We start from the raw sequence: 19113 nt of genomic DNA, 5'->3' as shown, positions 1-19113 counted from the left end.
GGAGAGAACCCACTACGCTTCCTCGCCCGGGGAGTGCTTCTTCCTCTGCGGCGACTGGACCCTGGACAAGCCCTGTCGTCCCGGTTCGGAGGCGTTCCCCGTTGGGTCGATCAGGACCCGGACAAGCCCACGCGGGACCGTCCGAAACGGCCGCGCATGCCGGTGTCGCGCTCGAGGACGGCCAGGCCGCTCAGGCGTGGGGTGACGTGGGGTGACGTGGTCACAGCGCGATGCGGACGGTCTTGACCTGGGTGTAGGTGTCGAGTCCTTCCAGACCGCCTTCGCGGCCCAGGCCGGACTGCTTGTAACCGCCGAAGGGGAGGTTGCCGGTGCTCATCTCGGCCCAGGTGTTGACCCAGACGGTGCCGGCCTCGATGGCCGCGGCCATGCGGTGTGCCGTGGCGAGGTCGGTGGTCCACACGGAGGCGGCCAGTCCGTAGTCGGTGTCGTTGGCCTGGGCGATGGCGTCGTCGATGTCGGTGAAGGTGGTGATCACGCCGACGGGGCCGAAGATCTCCTCGCGGACGACGCGCATGTCGGGGCGGACGTCGTCGAGGAGGGTGGGGGCGAAGAAGTATCCGTGGTCACCGAAGCGCCCGCCGCCGGTCACCACGTTCGCGCCCTCCTCGCGGGCGATGTCGAGGCAGGAGCTGACGCGGTCGAACTGCGCCTTGGTGGAGAGCGGTCCCACCAGCGTGCCCTGGGCCAGCGGGTCGCCCGGGGTGAATGCCTCCATCGTCTTCAGCAACTTCTCGACGAACTCCTCGCGGATGCTCTCCTCGACGAACACCCGTGATCCGGCGACGCAGACCTGTCCCGCGTTACCCAGGAAGCCGGCCGCCACGCCGCGGACCGCGACGTCGAGGTCGGCGTCGGCGAAGACGACCGACGGCGACTTGCCGCCCAGTTCGAGCGTTGTGCGCTTGAGCGTGTCGGCGGCCTGGCGCTGGACCAGCTTGCCGGTCGCGGTCGACCCGGTGAAGGCGATCTTCGCGACACCGGGGTGCGCGACCAGCGCCTGGCCCGCCTCGGCGCCCAGGCCGGTGACGACGTTCACGACACCGGCCGGCAGGTCGGTGCCGGCCAGCAGCTCGGCCAGGCGCAGTGTGCTCAGCGAGGCGGTCTCGGCCGGCTTGAGCACGACGGTGTTACCGGCGGCCAGGGCCGGGGCGAGCTTGCCGGGCAGTTGGCCCATCGGGCCGTTCCAGCCCCAGATGACGCCGACGACACCGAGGGGCTCCTTGCGGGTGTAGGCCATGCGGTCCTTGCCCGCGGGAACGCTCACGCCGGACAGCTTGGTGGGCCAGCCCGCGTAGTAGCGGAAGACCTCACTCGCCTCGGCCAGCATGTGTGCGGTCAGCATGCGGGGTGCGCCCATGTTGACCGAGTCGATGGTGGCAAGTTCGTCGGCGTGCTCCTCGATGACGTCGGCGATCCGGTTCAGGATCCGGCCGCGCCGGTCGGGGCTCATGTCCGCCCAGGCGGGGTCGGTGAACGCCGCGCGCGCGGCGTTCACCGCGGCGTCGACGTCGGCCGCCTCGCCGCGGGGCACACCGGCCAGCGCCTCCTCGGTGGCCGGGTCGGTGTTCGGCAGCGTTCGTCCGGAAACCGCGGCGACCTGTCGGCCTCCGATCCACATCATCCGCTCCCCGGCCCGTACGAACGCGGGGATGTCACGGCGGGCGGTGTCGGCGACGGGCGGGACGCTCACGGGTGCGGTCATGGTTGTTCCTCTCCTGGTGCCCTGATCAGCGGATCCGTCCTAAACGGATTCCCTGTCCACTTAACGTAACGGACAGGCTGTCCGTTTACAAGGGGAAGTGAGAAGGCTATCCGGTACGCTGGGGTTCTGGACGCCAAAGGAAGGAAGCATCCGCCGTGAGCGCTGAGCCCGCCCCCGCCCGACGTGCCGACGCCGAGCGCAACCGGTCGAAGATCATCGCGGTCGCCCGTGAGGCCTTCGCCGAACCCGGTGCCGCACCGTCGATGGCCGAGATCGCCCGACGTGCCGGCGTCGGCATGGCCACGCTCTACCGCAACTTCCCCGGCAGACTCGAACTGGTCGAGGAACTCTTCCGTCACACCGTCGACGACATGTGCCAAGCCGCCGCATCCGTCAGTGGTGACACGCCTGGCGAGGCCTTCTTCGCCTGGCTCATGCGCTTCCACGCCATCGGCGCCCGCAAAGGACCTCTCGCCTCCGTCCTCCTCTCCGAATCCGCCCAGGGCACCCCCATCCTCCGCGCCGGCCGCTCCCGCACGATCGCGGCCGGCGAATCCCTTTTCCGCGCCGCGCAACGCAGCGGAGAAGTACGCGACGACATCTCTCTCGGGCAGATCCTCGACGGCCTCGTCGCGCTCGCCGGCATCGACAACGGCCCGGACTTCCCCGGCGCCCTGACCCGCATCCTGCTCGACGGTCTGCGTCCGAATCCGCACACCACGGGCGGATCGCCGCCTGCCGGCGAAGGCACGGACATCCCCACGGCCACAAGAAGGAGCGAGTGACCGGCGTCCGTCTCCCCGCAAGACCCCGCGCCTGCCTGCGCCGCCGCGGGATCCGCTGCGCCGTTCCGGGCAAGGCCGGCCGAGCGCCGCCGTCGGAAGCCCGGGCGCCGAGTGATCGGCCGGATCCCCGGGAAGGCCTGGTGCGAGGCACCGGCCTGCGGGTTCGCGACCGATGACCTGTCCGTCGCCGTCATGACGTACCGCCACCGCCGAAGGTGCGACAGAGCCACTCACCGTACGGACCCGCCTGGCGCGACGTACGCGCGGCACGGCGATGGCGTGACAGAGCGGGGTGTCTCTTCGGTCCTCCCGGGTGGCCCCCGGAGGCAGGGGCATGAGATGTCACTCGGGACGATACGGGCGAGGTGCCCGCCGCCGGATCACGGTGGGCACCTCTGCGACGACGTGCGCTACTTCAGATAGGGGCCGTCCGTCCCGATCTTCCCGGGGCCGTTGAGGACGTAGACGCGGAGATTGCCCTTTCCGGGCGCCCCGACGGTGAGCCTGCCGTCGGAGACGGTGCGGGTGTCGCCGGTGACCGCGTCCCGGTAGGTGCCGTTGGGGATGCCGGTGTAGGTGGCGCCGTCGGTCACGGCGACCAGCGCGAAGCTGTCGGTGCCGCCGTCGGTGTACCGGCGTTTGAAGGCCATGCCGCCCGAGATGCCCTCCGTGGAGTACTGGCCCGTCTGGAGGGCCGGCACGGCCCGGCGGATCTGGTTCAGCCGCTGCAGGTGCTTGACCAGCGGCTGGTCCAGGGTGGTGGCGACCTTGCCGCTCGCGGACGCCACCGTGCCGAAGCCGGAGGCCGTGACGGAGCCGGCCAGATGGTCGCCGTAGTAGGCGCGTCCCGTCGTGGCGAGGGGGCAGGTGGGGCCGCAGTCGATCTTCCTGCCCTTCTGGAACTCGATCTCCGAGCCGTAGTAGAGCGTGGGGATGCCGCGGAAGGTCCACATCAGGGACATGTTCTCGGCCCAGGCGTCGGTGCCGCCGGTGTAGCGTTCGTTGCTCTTGTTGGGGCCGTAGTCGTGGCTGTCGACGTAGACGACGTTGTAGGTGGCGTCGTTGACGCTGTCGTCGGAGTCCTTGCCGTTGCCGAAGGCGTTGTACGCGTCACCGAAGTTCATGTGCATGCGCATGTCGATGATGTTCATGCCGGAGAACTTGCTGTGGTCGGGCGCGTGGTAACTGTTGCCGTTCAGGAAGGCGTTGTTCGAGGTCGGCTGGTTGCCCGTGCCCTGGCCGTTCTCGTAGTCGTACTGTTCGAGGGCCGCCTTCGTGTCGTCGGCGCTGTACTCCTTGCGTTCCTTCCAGGTGTAGAACTGCGCGGAGTGGTTGACCGAGCCCCGGTTCCACTTGTCGTTGACGAAGGCGGCGACCTCGCCGAAGACGAAGAAGTTCTTCGCGGCCGCGGCTCCGAACTTCCGGGTGACGCGCTCCTGGATAGCCGGCAGGAAGTGGCGGTTCCAGGTGACGCGGGGGATGTGGACGGCCGTGTCGACGCGGAAGCCGTCGACGCCCATGTCGATGTACTTGTCGTAGGCGCCGATGAGGTAGTTCTGCACGGGTGCCGACTCGGTGTCGAAGTCGGCGAGGTCGTCGTGCAGCCAGCAGGAGCGGGAGTCCTCGCCCTCCCAGTTGCCGATCCAGCAGTTGTGGTAGTAGGCCTTGGGGAACATGCCCGATGTGGGGTTCGGCCACTGGCAGTTGTAGATCGTGTAACCCTCCGGGCTCTTGGCTCCGGTGGTTTTGCCCCAGTTCAGACAGGTGTTGCCGGTCGGCTCGGCGGTCGACCAGAGGTCGCCGTTGTAGTACGACTTGCCGGACTTGGTCTCGACGGTGAGCCCGTCGTACTCGAAGCCCGCGTTCTTCTCGTCGTAGAACCAGCTCCACTGGTTGTCCCGCACGCCGTACACGGTCGGCGTGAACAGGCCCTTGGCGCCCCAGCGGGAGCTGTGGTTGTAGACGACGTCCTGGTAGATCTTCATGCCCTTGGCGTGGGCCGCGTTGATCAGGTCCTGGTAGGTCGCGCCGGCCGACTCCAGGCGGGCGTCGACCTTGTAGAAGTCGTAGCCGTGGTAGCCGTGGTAGTCGTAGTCGGAGCGGTTGAGGACGACCGGGGTGATCCAGACCGCGGAGAAGCCGAGGGCCTTGATGTAGTCGAGCCGCTCGACCAGGCCCTTGAAGTCACCGCGGAACATGGGGTCGTCGTTCGCCGCGTTGCCGGACTTGGCGTGCTGGTTGCCGCCGCGGTTGTTGGAGCTGTCGCCGTCGTTGAAGCGGGCGGTCATGACGAAATAGATCGGGTCCTTGCGCGGGTCCGTGCCCAGCGGAGCGCCCGTGGGGGGTGTGGGCGGCTTCTTCCCGGTGGTGGCCGAGGCCGGGGTGGAGGCGGCTGAGGCGTTGCCGGTCGCGTCCAGGGCCTTGACCGTGTAGGTGTAGGTGGTGTCCTCCTCCAGGCCGGTGTCCGAGTGCACGGTGGAGGTCACGTCGGTGACCGTGCTGCCCTTGGTTCCGCCGGTGCGGGTGACCTGGTACTTGGTCACGCCGGTGTCGTCGGTGGCGGGGTTCCAGGACAGGACCACGGAGGTGTCGGTCGCGCTCGCCCGGACGCCGGTCGGGACGGTGGGCGCCTCGGTGTCGGGCTCCTCGGCGGCGCACGGGTCCTTCGCGTTCGCGGTGACGGTGTTGTTCTTCACCGTGCTCGTCCCGGACTTCAGGGTGTAGTCCGAGCCGTTGTTGTTGTCCCAGATCCCGTTGCCGTTGTTGAAGGCCGCCTTCAGCGAGGTCGCGGAGCCCAGGCCGACCGTCCGCTTCCACCAGCCGGCGCAGGCGGCCTCCATGCCCACGCCGGGCGCGGTGGTCCAGGAGCCTCCGGCGGGCTGGTAGTGCAGGTTGGCGGTGGTCCAGCCGAGCGTCTGGGTCGAGTAGTAGACGGTCGCCTCGGTGCCGGGGCCCTCGGAGCCGGCGCACGGGTCGCTGTGCGCCACCACGCCGTCCTTGACCGTGATGTTCCCGGTGCCCAGGGCGTAGTTCTGCCCGCCGTTGTTGTCCCAGACGCCCTTGCCGTCGTTGAAGGTGGCCTTCAGCCCGGCGGCGGATCCCAGGTCGACGGTGAGCTTCACCCAGTCCGTGCAGGCGGCCGTCATGCGCGTGCCGGGGGCGGTCGTCCAGCTTCCGCCGTCGGGGGCGTAGTGGAGGTAGTGGTCCGTCCAGTTCTTCGTCTTCGTGTGGAAGAAGACGGTGGCCGAGGCGGCGGTCGCGGAGGCCGGCGTGGCGGCGGCCTCGGGTGCGGTGGGAGTGGTCAGGGGCAGGACGAGGATGCCTGCGGCGAGAGCTCCGGCCGCCCAGGGGCGGGCGAGGGAGCGGCGGCGTCTCATGCGCGTCTCCAGGATGCGGTGGGGGAGGGCCGGCTGCCGTGCGGACGCCCCGGAGACCTTGACGCGCCTCGAGGTCTCCTGCGCCCGCGCCTGTGATGCGCCGCATCTCGGAAACTTGCAGCAACACCTTGCAGTCATCCGGAGGTTACTCGTACATGACAGACCCGTAAAGGGTGCGCGCACCGCCCCGCCCCCGACCACGAGCGGGGAAGGCCACCGGGGCTCAGCGTGCCGCCGTGAACGCCGGGGCCAGGTACCGGGCGCCCTCCCGCACGCCCCGGACGGTGATCGCCCCGGTGGCCGGCAGCCGGGCGAGAAGGGAGCCGGTCAGGCACGCGTTCTCCGGCCGGGAGGCGTACCGCGTGGCCGCCCGCGGCACCGGCACGACCAGGTGCGCGGGCGCCCCCAGCGCCTCGGCGACGACCGAGGCCCAGGCGGCACGGCTCACGCGGTCCGGCCCGCCCAGATGGAGGACCGGCGGGAGGGGCGCGTCGGCGCCCAGCAGGGCCGCCGTCACCTCCGCGACGTCGTCCACCAGCACCGGGGTCGTCCACTGGTCCCGCGGCACCCTGACCTGCTCGCCGCGCCGCAGCCGGTGCGCGCACGCGGCGAAGAAGTTGAGCCATTTGCCGGCGTCCGCGGGCTCGTGCCCGTAGACCAGGCTGACCCGCAGCACCACCGCGTCCGCCGCCGCGTCGAGCACGGTCCGTTCCGCCCGCAGCTTCGCGCGGCCGTAGGCGTTGGCCGGGGAGACCGGGGCGTCCTCGGGGTTGTCGGGCCGGGACCCGTCGAAGACGTTGTCGGTGGAGATCATCAGCAGCCTCGCGTCCCCGGCCGACGCGGCGAAGTGGGCCGCCGCGGCGGTGTGCGCCGCGACGGCCGGGTCCGGGTGCTCCTCGCACCACGTGACGTCGGACGGGCCGTGCACGAGGACGATGCGCCGCGGGCTCAGCCGGGCCACGAGCCGGCCGCACGCCGCGGAATCGGTGGCGTCCAGGGCGTGCCACCGGATCCCCGGGAGGGCCGGAAGGCGCTTTGGGCGGTGGCGCGAGGTGACGGTGACCGGCTCACCGGCCGCCGCCAGCCGGCGCGCGATGCCCGTGCCGACGAAACCGCTGCCGACGACGAGGGTGCCCCCGGCGCTCATCGGGCGCCCGCCGGGGACGGCCGGGACATCCGGTCGGCCAGCAGTCTGCCGGCGCCGATCAGGCCGTGGTCGTCGTCCGGTTCGCCGAGCGACACCATGGCGTCGACCGCGTCCGCGTCCAGGCCGAAGCACCCCAGTCTCACCAACTCGCCCACCAGCAGCTCCCGGTAGCGTTCGCCGACCGCCAGGGCGAAGCCGCCCATCACGATGTACCGGCACACCCCGACGGAGGTGAAGACGGCCCCGATCGCCTGCGCGAGATGTGTGAGGGTGCCGCGCAGCACCCGCGTGGTGAACACGTCGCCCTCCCGCACCGCGGCCGCGACGGCCGGGTTGTCGATGCCGGGCACGCGGCCGCCGCAGCGCGCGGCCAGCCGGGACCGGGCGAAACCGGCCGGGTCGGCGTCCGCCGCACGGCGGACCGCGGCGAGCACCCCCCGCCCGGAGGCGACGGCACCGAGATGACCGCGCGCACCGCAGTCGCACAGCGGCGCCCCCGGGGACGGATCGCACACCCAGTGCCCGAGTTCACCCCCGTGCCCGTCCGCGTCCAGCAGCACCTCCCCGCCCCGGAAGACCTTGTTGCCGATGCCGGAACTGACGGTGATCAGACAGAACGGCTCGGTCTCGGTCGCCGCGTAGCGCCAGGCGGCGGCGGTCAGGTCGTTGACCACCACGACCGGCACGCCGGTCCGCTCCGTCAGGAGCTGCCCCAGCGGCAGCGGGTCACCGCGCCGCCCCCACACCGTGGGAGCGGCCAGCACCAGGCCGCCGGCGGAGATCGGCCCGGCGAAGGCCACGCCGACGGCGCGCGGCGCCGTCCCCGCGGTGTGCCGGCCGACCTCGTCGACGATCTGGTCCACGACGCGGCGCTGCAGACCGGCCACCGGGTCCCCCGGATGACGGGCCATGCCCTCGACCGGCACCCGGCGCACGCGGGAGACGGCCGCCGTCACCGGGTCGTAGCTCCCGGTCCGCAGCGTCGTGCCCCCCACGTCGAGCACGGTGAAGACGTCGTGGGGCCGCCAGGAGTCCGCGCGGTGCGCCGGACCGGCGGTGAGACGGTCAGACCGCGGGATGGTCACGGAGCTCCTCCTCGAAGACCAGAAGCCACAGATCGGCGGCCGAGTCGTTGACGAGGCCGTGCTCGCCGTACGGGCGGTTGACGACGACGTCCCCGGCGCCGACGCGGAACTCGGTTCCGTCCCGGTACATCAGCCCGCTGCCGCTGAGCACGACGTACGTCTCACGGTCCCGGGCGTGCCGGTGGCGCCCTATGGACGTGCCGGGCGGCAGCACGGCGATGTCGACGAACTCCGCTCCCACGCCGCCTTCGGCGCGGGCGAACAGGCGGTGCGCGAGGATCGTGCCCAGCCCGCCGTGGTCGTGCTCCTTGCCGCGCAGGAGCGTGTCGAGGTTCACCACGTCGCGGGCGGTCACTCCGTGCCCCCGTCGCGCGCCAGCGCGTCCAGGGCGGCCCGCAGCACGTCGGCGGGCAGGTCCTCCAGCCGCTCCACGAAGTCCGCCTTGCCGATGCCGGTCGGCACGACGAGGTGCAGTTTGCGTCCCCGTCGCTGCCAGGAGGCGTGCAGGGCCCGCGTCATCAGCTCCGGCGTGCAGGTGGCCGGATCGAACACGGGGAGGCCGATGCGGCGCAGCAGCGTCACCACGCGCGCGCAGCTCTCCGCGTCGAGGAGCCCCAGCAGCCGGGCCACATGCGCCGACAGGGCCATGTCGACGGCGACCGCCTCGCCGTGTTCCAGGCGGTGGCCGCCGGCCGTCTCGATCACCGGGCTGAAGGTGTGCCCGAAGTCGACGAGCCGGGCGAGGTCGTGCTCGCGGAGGTTGGGGCAGAGTTCCTCCATCATCAGCCGCATCGAGGTGCGCAGCACGTACGTCTCCAGCGCGCCGTCGGAGGAACCCAGGAAGGCGTCCGGGCGCTCCTCCAGCGCCCGGAAGAGGTCGGAGTCGAGGATCACGGCCATCTTCACGATCTCCGCGAGGCCGCAGCGGATCTCCCGGGCCGGCAGCGTGGCCAGCAGGGCGGGATCGTTGAGCGAGGCGTGCGCGGGGTGGTAGGCGCCGAACATGTTCTTGGAGTCCAGGGCGTTGACGCCGGTCTTCACCCCGACGCCCACGTCCACCTGTCCGACCAGGGTGGTGTTGACCTTGACGTAGCGGATGCCGCGGGCGTACATCGAGGCCGCGAAGCCCACGACGTCCGCGACGATCCCGCCGCCCACGGCGAGCATCACCCCGTGCCGGTCCAGGCCGGACGCCTTGGCGACGGCGCACACCCGCTCCGCCGACGCGAGGGTCTTGTTCCGTTCACCGCTGTCGATGGTGTGGACGCTCCAGCTGCCCGGCTCCAGCCGGGCGCCGAGGTAGGCGCGCAGCCGGTCGCCGTAGAGACGGTCCACCGTGGGGCCGACGAAGGCCACCACACGCCGTCCCGCCACATAGCCCGCGAGGAGCGGGTTGTGGGGGTCGAACACTCCGTCGGTGACGTCCACACGGTAACGCGTGCCGTCCGGCGCCAGCAGGTCGAAGCCTCCGGAGTCCTCACGGACCCCCTCGAGCCGATCAAGGGCCTGGCCTGACATCTCTCTCCTCGGTCTTCGTTCCGTGCGGTTCACCGTCGGCGAACACGCGGGCGACGGCCTGTACGTGGGGATGGCCGGGCAGGTCCTCCAAGGGCACCGGCCGGCCGTGCCCGTCCGCCACCGGCAGCCTCCAGTTGGGGTGCACGTCGGCGGTACCGGGCAGGTTCTGGGGTCTGCGGTCGCCGGTGGCGTCCGGCAGCCAGACCCCGAGCAGGGTGGACGGGGTGCGGGTCAGGAAACGGTGCAGGGCGACCAGCTCGCCGTCGGCGTCGGGCAGCAGGCCCTGCCGGCGCAGTTCCGCCAGCCAGCCGTCCCGTTCGGCCGCCGCCTGCGCCTTCTCCTCCGGTTCCGGGCGGGTCAGCAGTCCCAGCCGGGCCCGCAGGTCGACGTGTTCGCCGCTCAGCCACGCGGCGGTCGTCGGCAGGTCGTGTGTGGTCAGCGTGGCCAGGCAGTTCCTGCGCCACTGCCGCGGCGGCAGCGGACCGTGCCGTCCCTCGGAACCGCCCAGGTACTCGAAGCGCTGCACCGACGTGCCGAGCACGCCGCGCGCGGCCAGCTCCTCGCGGACACCGCGCTCCACCGTGCCGAGGTCCTCGCCGATCACCGCCACCCCGGCCCGGTGGGCCTCCAGGAGCAGCACGCCGAGCATGGCCTCCGCGTCGTAGCGGACGTAGGTCCCCTCGGACGGGGGCCGGCCCTCGGGCACCCACCACAGCCGGAACAGCCCCATGACGTGGTCGACCCGCAGGGCCCCCGCGTGCCGCATGCCGGCGCGCAGCAGCCCGGCCAGCGGCCGGTACCCCTCGGCGGCCAGCGCGTCCGGCCGCCAGGGCGGCTGGCCCCAGTCCTGACCGAGCGGGTTGAAGTCGTCCGGTGGCGCCCCGACGCTCATCCCGCCGGCCAGGCAGTGCTGCAGCGTCCAGGCGTCGGCCCCCTCGGGGGCGACGCCCACCGCCAGGTCGTGCACCAGGCCGATGTCCATGCCCGCGTCCTTCGCCGCGCGCTGCGCGGCGGCGAGCTGCTCGTCGGTGATCCACGCCAGCCAGCGGTGGAACGCGACGGCTTCCGCCAGTTCCCCGCGCGCCTCGGCCACCCGCGGCGACCGCGGGTCGCGCAGCCCCTCGGGCCAGGACCGCCAGGCGCCGCCGTGCGCCTCGGCCAGCGCGGACCAGGTGGCGAAGTCCGTCAGGTCCCCGCCCTCGCGGGCGGTGAACGCCTCCAGAGCCGCACGGCGGCCGGGCGGGGCCGGCACCCGGTACACATGGCGCAGCGCCTCGAACTTGAGCGCGCGCACCGCCTCCCGGTCGATCAGCGTCCCGCCGCTCAGCACGCGCTCGTTGAGGGCCCGCGCCCGGGCGGCGCAGGAGTCCACCGCGCGGCGGGCCTCCCGGTCCAGGTACCGGTACTCCGGCACCTCCTCCACCCGGACGTGCATCGGGTCCGCGAACCGCCGCGAACTCGGCCGGTACGGCGACGGGTCGGGCAGCGGGCCCGGTTCCACCGCGTGCAGCGGCCCCAGCTGGACGAAGCCGGCGCCCAGCGCGCGGCCGGACCAGGAGGCCAGCTCCGCGAGGTCGGCCAGGTCGCCCATGCCCCAGGACCTGCGGGAGAGCACCGAGTACAGCTGGACCAGGAAGCCCCAGCCGCGCCGCTCGGGCACGGGGATGCGCTCGGGCACCGACAGCAGCGGAGCGGACGCCCGCCGCCGGCCCGCGACGGCGTGCAGGACGTGCGCGCCCGGCGGCAGCGGGTCCTCGGTACCGCTCTCGCCACCGCCCTCCAGGGCGACGCGGGCCTCGGCGCCGGGCGGCAGCCGCAGCCCCGCGGCCGATCCGGCACGGACGACCACGCAGGGCGGAAGCAGCCTGTCCGCGTCCGCCGCGCGCCGGGCGGCCAGGGCCCGCCGGGCGGCGTCCGGGGTGCTCGCGTCCACGCCGCACGCGGCCAGGACCGCGACCAGGGTGTCCGCGGCCACGGTGACGCGGTCACCGCGGTCGGTGACGTACTCGGTGCTCACGCCGTGCGCGCGGGCCAGGTCCCGCAGGGACGCGCCGGGCGCGGTGGGGCGGGTCACGGACGTCCCCCTTCCGGCGCGAAGAGGCGTTCGAGGACGGCGGCGACCCCGTCCTCGTCGTTGCCCGGGGCGACCTCGTCGGCCATGGCCCGCAGGTCGTGGTGGGCGTTGGCGACCGCCACGCCGTGAGCGGCCCAGGCCAGCAGCGGGATGTCGTTGGGCATGTCGCCGAAGGCGACGGTGTCGGCGCCGGTGAAGCCCAGCAGTTCGGCGGCCCGCGCCACACCGGTGCCCTTGTCGGTGCCCGCGGGCAGGACCTCCACCATGCCCTTGACCGAGTGCACGACGGTCACCTCACCGTCCGTCAGCCGTTGCGCGACGGCGGCCAGCCGGTCCTCGTCGACGTGCGGGTGGTGCAGGATCAGCTTGTCGATGGGCGCCGCCCACAGCCGGCCCGGGTCGGTGGTCACGTCCCAGCCGTGGCGGACCCGCTCCCCGAAGCCGGGGGTCACCTTGAACCGGCTCTCCGGCGGCGAGGTGACGACGCCGAGCTCGACCCGGCCCAGTTCGGCCTCGACCCTCTCGACGACGCCGCGGGCGAGATCACGGTCCAGGGACACCGAGGACAGCAGGCGGTCCGCACCGGCGTCGTACAGCTGCGCGCCCTGGCCGCAGACGGCCAGCCCCCGGTAGCCGAGGGCGTTCAGGAGCTGCCTGCAGGCCACCGCGGGGCGTCCGGTGACCACCAGGTGGTGGGCGCCGGACGCGGCGACCCGTTCCAGCGCCCGGCGGGTGCGCGCCGACACGGTCAGGTCGCTGCGCAGCAGCGTGCCGTCGAGATCGGTCGCCACCAGCCGGAACGCGGGTGCGCGGGTCGGCACGGTGTCCCAGACCACCCGGCCGGAGCGCAGGGTCACCATGGCGACGGCGTGTCCTGCGACGGGCGGTCCGTCCAGTGTCCCCGTGAACACGCCGTCACCGCCGGCGAGCGGCCGCAGCACGGCACCGCCGGAGGCGGGAGCCGGCTCGTCGGAGGCGAGGGCCTCGGTGACCGACTCCAGCGGGGGGCGCGGGGCGCCGGCTTCCCGCGTTCCACCGTCCGCGGCAGTTGTGACCGCGGCGTCTGCGTCTGCGTCTGCGGAGGGGATGTCCGTGGAGTCCGTGTCCAGGGCGGCCACGTCCGAGCGGGCCGTGCCGGTGGCAGTCGTGTCCGCGGCAGCCGCGGACACGGTGGCCGTGCTCGTGCCCGGGGCAGCGGGTGCGGTGGGGGTGGTGGCCGTCGGGGCCCGGCCGGGGGCCGCGCCCGTCGTCGCGGCCGCCTCGACCACCAGCTCGACCCGTTCCGCCTCGGCGTGCGCGTACCGCACGCGCCACGTGCCGTCCGGAGCGGCGGTGAGCCGGAAGCGGTCCGCCTGCCGGGCCCGCAGGTCCGGCAGGCCCGCCCGCCGGACCAGTTCGGCACAGCGGGCGAAGTCCCCCCGGCGGTGGGCCGAGGTGAACAACCGCTCCCAGTCGTCCGCTTCGAGGTCGTCGACGCCGCACCCGAGAGCGCGGGCGAGGGCGGTGGCGTCACCGCGTTCCGTCGCCGCCCGCGCGATCAGCTCACGATGCTCGGTGTGGGCGGCGGGCGGCAGCGCCTCCAGCCAGCCCCGCTCGACCAGTTCGCCGGCCGGCGGCTGTGCGCGCTCGCCGCGCAGCAGACGCTCGTAGGCGGCCAGGCGCAGGTCCGCGCTGCGGGCCCAGGTGAACGAGCGGCCCAGGCGCCGGGCGTTGCCCGAGAGCCGGGCGTAGGTGTCGGGTGCCGTGCGGAAGACCGTCACGGCCTCGCGTATTCGCTCGGCGAGGGCCCGGGCCAGCCCCGGGTCGTCGTCGCGGAAGGAACCGGGCACGGAGAACCCCGTCGCGTCCGGGGCGTCGAGGGGCCGCCCGTGCCCGAAGTGGGAGGTCACCCGCTGGGCGGTGGCGATCGGCACCGCCCCGCAGGCCATCGCCTCGGCCTGGGCGATGAGGAAGCCGTCCAGTTCGAACTTGGACGGATACACGCAGAAGTCGGCGCTCGCCGCCTGCTCGAACAACGTGTCCTCGTCGGCGAGCCGCCATTCCAGGTGGAGTTGTCCCGGAAAGCGGTCGGCGAGCCGCTGGAACGCGGCGTTCGCGACCGTCGCCGGCGCGTCACCGCCGCCCCCGGTCGAGCAGCGGATCACGAAACCCACCTCCGGATCTTTGGCCAGCACCTCCTCCACGGCCCGCATCAGCTCCAGCTGGCCCTTGTGGTGCACCGCGTAGCGGGCGGCGTGGTAGAAGACCGGACCGGTGCCCGTCAGGCCGAGCGACCGGCGCACCGCGGCCCGGTCCACGGCCTGCGGATCGCGTGCCAGCCAGCTGTCCGCGATGCCGCAGCCGCCGGCCAGCAGCCGGTCCGGCCGTTCCCGCAGCCGCCGCGCCACGGGCAGCGACTGGAACAGGGCTTCGAACGGCGTGTCCTGCCAGGTGACGTAGTGGTCGCGCTGACCGGGGGACACGAAGTCGACCAGATCCGCGCGGTCGGCGATCAGCGGGAACACACCCACGTGGTCCGGCCCGTACTCGACGTGCATACGGGTGCCGGCCAGCGCCCGGGCCATGGTGGCCAGGGGGGAGTCCTCGGCGGGCGGTGGCCCGTCCAGGGCGTCGAGGTCCGGCCCGCGGACCCCGAAGAGCTCCAGCAGCCGTTCCACCTGCGGCCGGTACACCTTCTGCGTGACGGGGGCGTTCGCGGCGACCGTGCTCACCGTCCGGTACCGGTCGTCGTCGGCGAGGACCGCGGGCAGCAGGTAGTGGTAGTAGGGCTCGAAGCCGTGTACGACCGCCGGGCCGTCCGCCAGGTGGCGCTGGACGAAGCGCAGACCGCCGACCTGGAAGACCAGCGGCTTGAGGTACGCCAGGTCCCGGCCCTCGAGGGCCGGAGGCGGGTAGAGCCGGTCCGGCAGCAGGTCCAGGAAGGCGTCGGACAGCAGATAGACGTCCACGCCGTCCAGGCGTAACAGGTGGGCGCGGGTGTCGAGGGCGAGAGCGGTCTCGGCGGGCCGGCCGGGCCACACCTTGGGGTCGAGCACCAGCGGCACCGTGTGCTCGTCGCGGTAGTCGAGCTCCCGGACGTCGAACCGCTCCCGCAGGGCCTGAAGGTGACCGTGCGCGGGCGTGACCAGCGAGACGCGGTGGCCGCGTGCGGCGTACTCGCGGGACAGGTTCCACACGAGCGGGGACAGCCCGCCGCGCATCAGCCGGTTGTCGAAGCCGCCGCACTCGAAGGAGAAGGTGACGATGTGCACGCGCAGGGCTCCTTCACTCCGCCGCGGTCTGCGCGCGGGCGCAGGCCGCGCGCAGACCGGGCAGGTCGATGAACTCGGTGTGGGTGCCGGCGGCACCGCAGGCGAAGGCCCCGGACACCGATCCGGCCAGGACGCACTCCTCCACCGGCCGCCCTTCGAAGTGGGCGTGGAGGAACGCGGTGACGAAGGCGTCGCCGGCCCCGTTGGAGTCGACGACGGGCCGCTCCGGCCGCACGGCCGGGAAGTGGCGCACCTCGGCCTCGCCCCGCACGAGCACGTGGCAGCCGTCCGCTCCGTCGGTGGCCACGACGAAGCGGGCCCGGCCCTCGTCGACGATGCCGTGCAGGACCTCCGGAAGCCGGTCGTGGACGGCCGCGGCGCTCATGAAGACGTAGTCGGAGGCGAGGGCGTAGGTGCGGTGGTGGGGGTTGACGCCGTCCCAGTCGTGCAGGTCGGTGGAGCTGGTCACCCCGAGCCGGTGGAGGTCCTCGTACAGGTCGCGGTTGTGCCCCACGATGGAGAGGTGGACATGGCGCGCCCGCTCCAGATGGGGCAGGTAGAAGGCGCGCGGCAGCCGCAGGTCCGCGGGGTGCCGGGAGTCGTAGAAGGAGAAGCGGCGGCCCTGCGCGTCGACCAGGTTGACGCCGCGCGGGGTGCCGTGCGGGGACACCACGTGGCTGAAGTCCAGACCGTGCCCGGCGTACGCGGCGAGTACGGCGTGACCCTGGGGATCGTCGCCGAGGAAGTCGATGAACTTGGTGGTGAGGCCCAGGGCGTGCCAGCCGAGCGCCACGCCGTTGCCGGTGTGCGCCACGTAGTCGTACACCGGCGGCACGTGCAGCGAGTCGCCCGGGGGTACCTCCAGTCTCTCGACGCGGACGACGGTGTCCACACCGGCTCCGCCGACCACCAGGACGTCGTAGGGGGACGGGCTCATGTACGGGTTCCTTCCGTGACGGCCGCGGTGTCCTCGACCCGCTGCACCTGTCCGTTCTCCAGGACCACCGCCGAGTCGATGTCCTGACCGGGGCCGACCGTGGCACCGGGCAGCAGCACGCTGCGCCGGACCCGGGCGCCCGCCCCGACGGTGACGCCGGGGAAGAGCACGCTGTGCTCCACCCGGCCGTCGTTGACGAGGTCCGCCGGGACCAACGAGGCGACCACGCCCGAGGAGTCGGCCACCCAGCCCCGGTCCACCCCGGGCCGGACGGTCCTGGGCATCCGTTCGACCGGGAGCCCGGCCCGCGGCCCGCCGGCCGCGAGCATCAGGTGGGCCCGGTGGTAGCGCTCGACGGTGCCGATGTCCTCCCAGTGGCCGGCGACCTCGTGACCGCGGATGTCCTCGCCGCCCGCGAGCATCGCGGGGATGACGTCCCGGCTGATGTCGTGCTGCCAGCCGGTGCCGTCCAGCTTCTCCAGGTAGCGGTGCAGCACCGCGGCGTCGAAGACGCAGAACGCGGCGAACACCAGGTCGCTGGTCGGTTCGGCCGGCTTCTCCGTGAACTCGGTGAGCCGGCCCGCCCGGTCGAAGCGGACCATCCCGAACAGGTGGACCCAGCGCCGCTCGATCCGCTGGTAGGCGACGGTCAGGGCGGCGCCGGAGGCCCGGTGCTCCGCGATCAGCGGCCGGTAGTCGAAGCGGTAGACGTGGTCCGCGTGCAGCACCAGGACCTGCTCGCGGCCACCACCGAAGACGTGCCCGGCCTTGCGGATCAGGGCGTCCGCGGTACCGCGCTCGGCCGGCCAGGTACGCGCGGGCAGCTCGCGGGGGAGCCCGGCGCCCGCGCCCCGGTAGGCGTCGTCGTACGGACCGAAGTGCACCCGGAAGCCCGGGTCGCGGTTCCACACCCGGTGCAGGTCGTCCATCAGCCGGCGTTCCTCGTACTGGGACAGCAGCAGTACTTCCCCCAGCCCCGAGTCGCGTGCGTTGGCGAGGCTGAAGTCGATCAGGCGGCAGGCGCCTCCGTACGGGACGAGCGGCTTCAGGCGCCCCTCGCCCAGCGGCCCCATGCGCCGCCCCTCGCCGCCCGCCAGCAGCACCGCGCGCACCCCTCCCCGCTCAGCCATGACGGGCCTCGTCCCAGGTGACCCGGCCGGAGGACAGCGTCAGCAGCAGCCGCGCCCCCGGCCTTGGCGGCGGTCCCTCGAACACGCCGGGCGCGGTGCGGCGCAGCTCCCGCACCCCGGGCAGCGCCCGGGCCGCCGGGCCGCGCGGGGCCGGGGTCACCAGCTCCACCCGCTCGGCGTGCGGCAGCCGGTACACCAGCCCGCCGTCGCCGCCGGCCGAGCACCGCTCCCGCAGGGCGCGCACCTCCTCGGCGGTCACCGCGGCGGGGAAGCGGTCCACGATCCGTTCGCACGTGCCGAAGTCGGCCCGCTCCCACGCCGCGTGGAAGAACCGCCGGGCGGCCGGGGCGTCGACGGGGGCGCGGCGCGCGTACGCCGCCGGGTCGCCGTGGGCGAGGGCCGCCTCCTCGGTGATCTCCTCGTCCTTCAGCAGGTCGAACCAGCCGTGCCGCAGGGCGCGTTCCGCGGGCAGCTCGGCCGGCTCGCCCCGCCACAGGCGGCCGAACGCGGCGAGATGCAGGTCCGCGCAGTGCTCCCAGGTGAACTGCCGGGCGACCGCCGCCGCGCGCTGGGACAGCTCGCGGTGGCGGGCCGGGTCGCCGGACCACAGCGCCACCGCCTCCCGGATGCGTGCGGCGAGCGCGGCGGTGAGCAGCGGGTCGTCCTCGGCGAAGGAGCGGTTGACGGCGAGGCCGGTGGTCTCCGGCTCGGGCCGGGCGTGCCGGAAGTGCGCCATGCCCTCCTGCGCCGTCGCGATGGGCACCGCCCCGCACACCATCGCCTCGCCCTGGGCGATGAGGAAGGTGTCCATCTCGAACTTGGAGGGGAACAGGCAGAAGTCGGCGGCCGACGCGTACTCGAACACCCGCCGCTCGTCCACCCGCTCCGACTCCAGGTGCAGCCGGCCCCGGTGCCGTTCGGCGACCTCGCGGAAGTAGGGGTCGTCGAGCGGGGCGCCGGAGATGCAGCGCACGACGAAGTTCGCGGCCAGGCCGTCGCCCAGCACCCGGTCGACGGCGCGCATCAGCTCCAGCTGGCCCTTGTGGTGCAGGGCGTAGCGGGCGTTGTGGAAGAACGTCGGCAGCGCGGGGTCCAGTCCCAGCCCTTCGAGCACCGCCGACCGGTCCACCTCGCCCGGGTCCCAGGCGAGCCACTGGTCGGATATGGCGCAGCCCCCGACGAACATCTTGTGCGCGTTCTCCTTCACGGCCTGCGCCAGGGGCAGCTGAGCGAAGAGAGCCTCGAAGGGCGTGTCCCGGAAGGAGGCGTAGAAGTCGAGCTGGCCGGGCGAGAGGAAGTCGATCAGGTCGGCGTTCTCCAGGACCAGCTGGTAGACGGCCACGTGGTCCGGCGGGTACTCGTAGTGCAGATGGGTCAGTTGCTGGTACTGGCGCACCGCCTCGAGGTCCGGCCCGGCCGGCGGGTGCTCCCGCGGCAGGCCGTCCGGTGTGCCCAGGAGCTCGAGCAGGCGCCGGACCTCGGGCGCGTAGACCTTCTTGGTGATCGGCATGTTGCTCTGCACCGTGCTGACGACGTGCTTCGTCGGGTCGTCGCGCAGCGCGGCCGGCAGCAGGTAGTGGTAGAAGGGCTCGTGGGCGTGGACGATCGCCCGCTCCCCGCCGAACCAGTGGCGCAGGAAGCGCACGCTGTCCACCTGGAAGACCAGCGGCTTGAAGAAGACCAGGTCCCGGCCCTTGGCGGAGTACGGCGGGTAGAAGGTGTCCGGGAGCCGGTCGAGGTGCTCGTTGGACAGGAAGTACAGGTCCACGCCGTCGAGGCGGATGCGGTGCGCGGTGGTGCGCACGGGCAGTCCGGTCTCGGCGGGGAAGCCGTGCCACACCTGCGGGTCGAGGACCAGCGGCAGCACGTACTCGTCCGAGTAGCCGAGGTCCTCCACCTCGTACCTGCCGCGCAGGTCGTCGAGTCTGCCGTGCGCGGGGGTGACGAGGGAGACCCGGTGCCCGCGGGCGGCGAACTCCCGGGAGAGGTTCCACAGGTACACCGAGGTGCCGCCCTGCAGGAAGGTGTGGTCGAAGCCGCAGCATTCGAAGTAGGTCTCGATGATGTGCATCGGGGGCTCGGTCAC

Annotated in this window: 12 protein-coding genes; 1 reads left to right on the top strand and 11 read right to left on the bottom strand. The window is 72.9% G+C overall.

The annotated features are described in order from the left end of the window. Positions 1–220: 220 nt before the first annotated feature. Positions 221–1723, bottom strand: coding sequence for an aldehyde dehydrogenase family protein (locus ADK41_RS27580; protein WP_030831816.1), 1503 nt, complete (start codon positions 1721–1723; stop codon positions 221–223). 155 nt (positions 1724–1878) lie between these two features. Here ADK41_RS27580 and ADK41_RS27575 point away from each other — a divergent pair, with 155 nt between their 5' ends. Continuing rightward, positions 1879–2508: a TetR/AcrR family transcriptional regulator gene (locus ADK41_RS27575; RefSeq protein WP_063756579.1), complete on the top strand. Its 630-nt coding sequence runs from the start codon at positions 1879–1881 to the stop codon at positions 2506–2508. A gap of 410 nt (positions 2509–2918) precedes the next feature. On the opposite strand, the gene ADK41_RS27570 is transcribed toward ADK41_RS27575, so the two are convergent. From ADK41_RS27570 to ADK41_RS27525, 10 genes are all read right to left on the bottom strand, one after another. After that, positions 2919–5885 carry a carbohydrate binding domain-containing protein gene (locus ADK41_RS27570; protein ID WP_030831810.1) on the bottom strand — a complete coding sequence of 989 codons (2967 nt, stop codon included), beginning with the start codon at positions 5883–5885 and terminating at the stop codon, positions 2919–2921. A 223-nt stretch (positions 5886–6108) separates the two neighbouring features. Continuing rightward, positions 6109–7032: an SDR family oxidoreductase gene (locus tag ADK41_RS27565; RefSeq protein ID WP_030831807.1), complete on the bottom strand. Its 924-nt coding sequence runs from the start codon at positions 7030–7032 to the stop codon at positions 6109–6111. Next, entirely contained in the window at positions 7029–8117 is a 1089-nt protein-coding gene (locus tag ADK41_RS27560) for an ROK family protein (protein WP_234318949.1), read from the bottom strand. The genes ADK41_RS27565 and ADK41_RS27560 overlap by 4 nt, the downstream gene beginning before the upstream one ends. After that, positions 8098–8472, bottom strand: a complete 375-nt coding sequence (locus ADK41_RS27555; protein ID WP_051843405.1) for a cupin domain-containing protein — start codon at positions 8470–8472, stop codon at positions 8098–8100. The genes ADK41_RS27560 and ADK41_RS27555 overlap by 20 nt, the downstream gene beginning before the upstream one ends. After that, positions 8469–9635 (bottom strand): sedoheptulose 7-phosphate cyclase, encoded by a 1167-nt coding sequence (locus ADK41_RS27550; protein ID WP_030831798.1) that lies wholly within the window; start codon positions 9633–9635, stop codon positions 8469–8471. The genes ADK41_RS27555 and ADK41_RS27550 overlap by 4 nt, the downstream gene beginning before the upstream one ends. Next, the gene (gene malQ / locus ADK41_RS27545; RefSeq protein WP_037804836.1) at positions 9616–11709 is read right to left on the bottom strand and encodes a 4-alpha-glucanotransferase; all 2094 of its coding nucleotides are present in this window, start codon (positions 11707–11709) and stop codon (positions 9616–9618) included. The genes ADK41_RS27550 and malQ overlap by 20 nt, the downstream gene beginning before the upstream one ends. After that, positions 11706–14960: a Cof-type HAD-IIB family hydrolase gene (locus ADK41_RS44115; protein WP_158717700.1), complete on the bottom strand. Its 3255-nt coding sequence runs from the start codon at positions 14958–14960 to the stop codon at positions 11706–11708. Before ADK41_RS44115 ends, malQ begins: the two co-directional genes overlap by 4 nt. Before the next feature lie 13 nt (positions 14961–14973). Beyond that, on the bottom strand, positions 14974–15897 hold the full coding sequence (locus ADK41_RS27535; RefSeq protein WP_030831792.1) for a carbohydrate kinase family protein: 924 nt from the start codon (positions 15895–15897) through the stop codon (positions 14974–14976). Continuing rightward, on the bottom strand, positions 15894–17027 hold the full coding sequence (locus ADK41_RS27530) for a sugar phosphate nucleotidyltransferase (RefSeq protein ID WP_037804834.1): 1134 nt from the start codon (positions 17025–17027) through the stop codon (positions 15894–15896). The genes ADK41_RS27535 and ADK41_RS27530 overlap by 4 nt, the downstream gene beginning before the upstream one ends. Beyond that, entirely contained in the window at positions 17020–19113 is a 2094-nt protein-coding gene (locus tag ADK41_RS27525; RefSeq protein WP_234318948.1) for a glycosyltransferase, read from the bottom strand. Before ADK41_RS27525 ends, ADK41_RS27530 begins: the two co-directional genes overlap by 8 nt.

The sequence above is a fragment of the Streptomyces caelestis genome, assembly GCF_001279005.1.
Taxonomy (GTDB): domain Bacteria; phylum Actinomycetota; class Actinomycetes; order Streptomycetales; family Streptomycetaceae; genus Streptomyces; species Streptomyces heliomycini.
The sequence above is the reverse complement of the archived record's forward strand: the minus strand, read 5'-3'. Positions and strand labels throughout refer to the sequence as shown.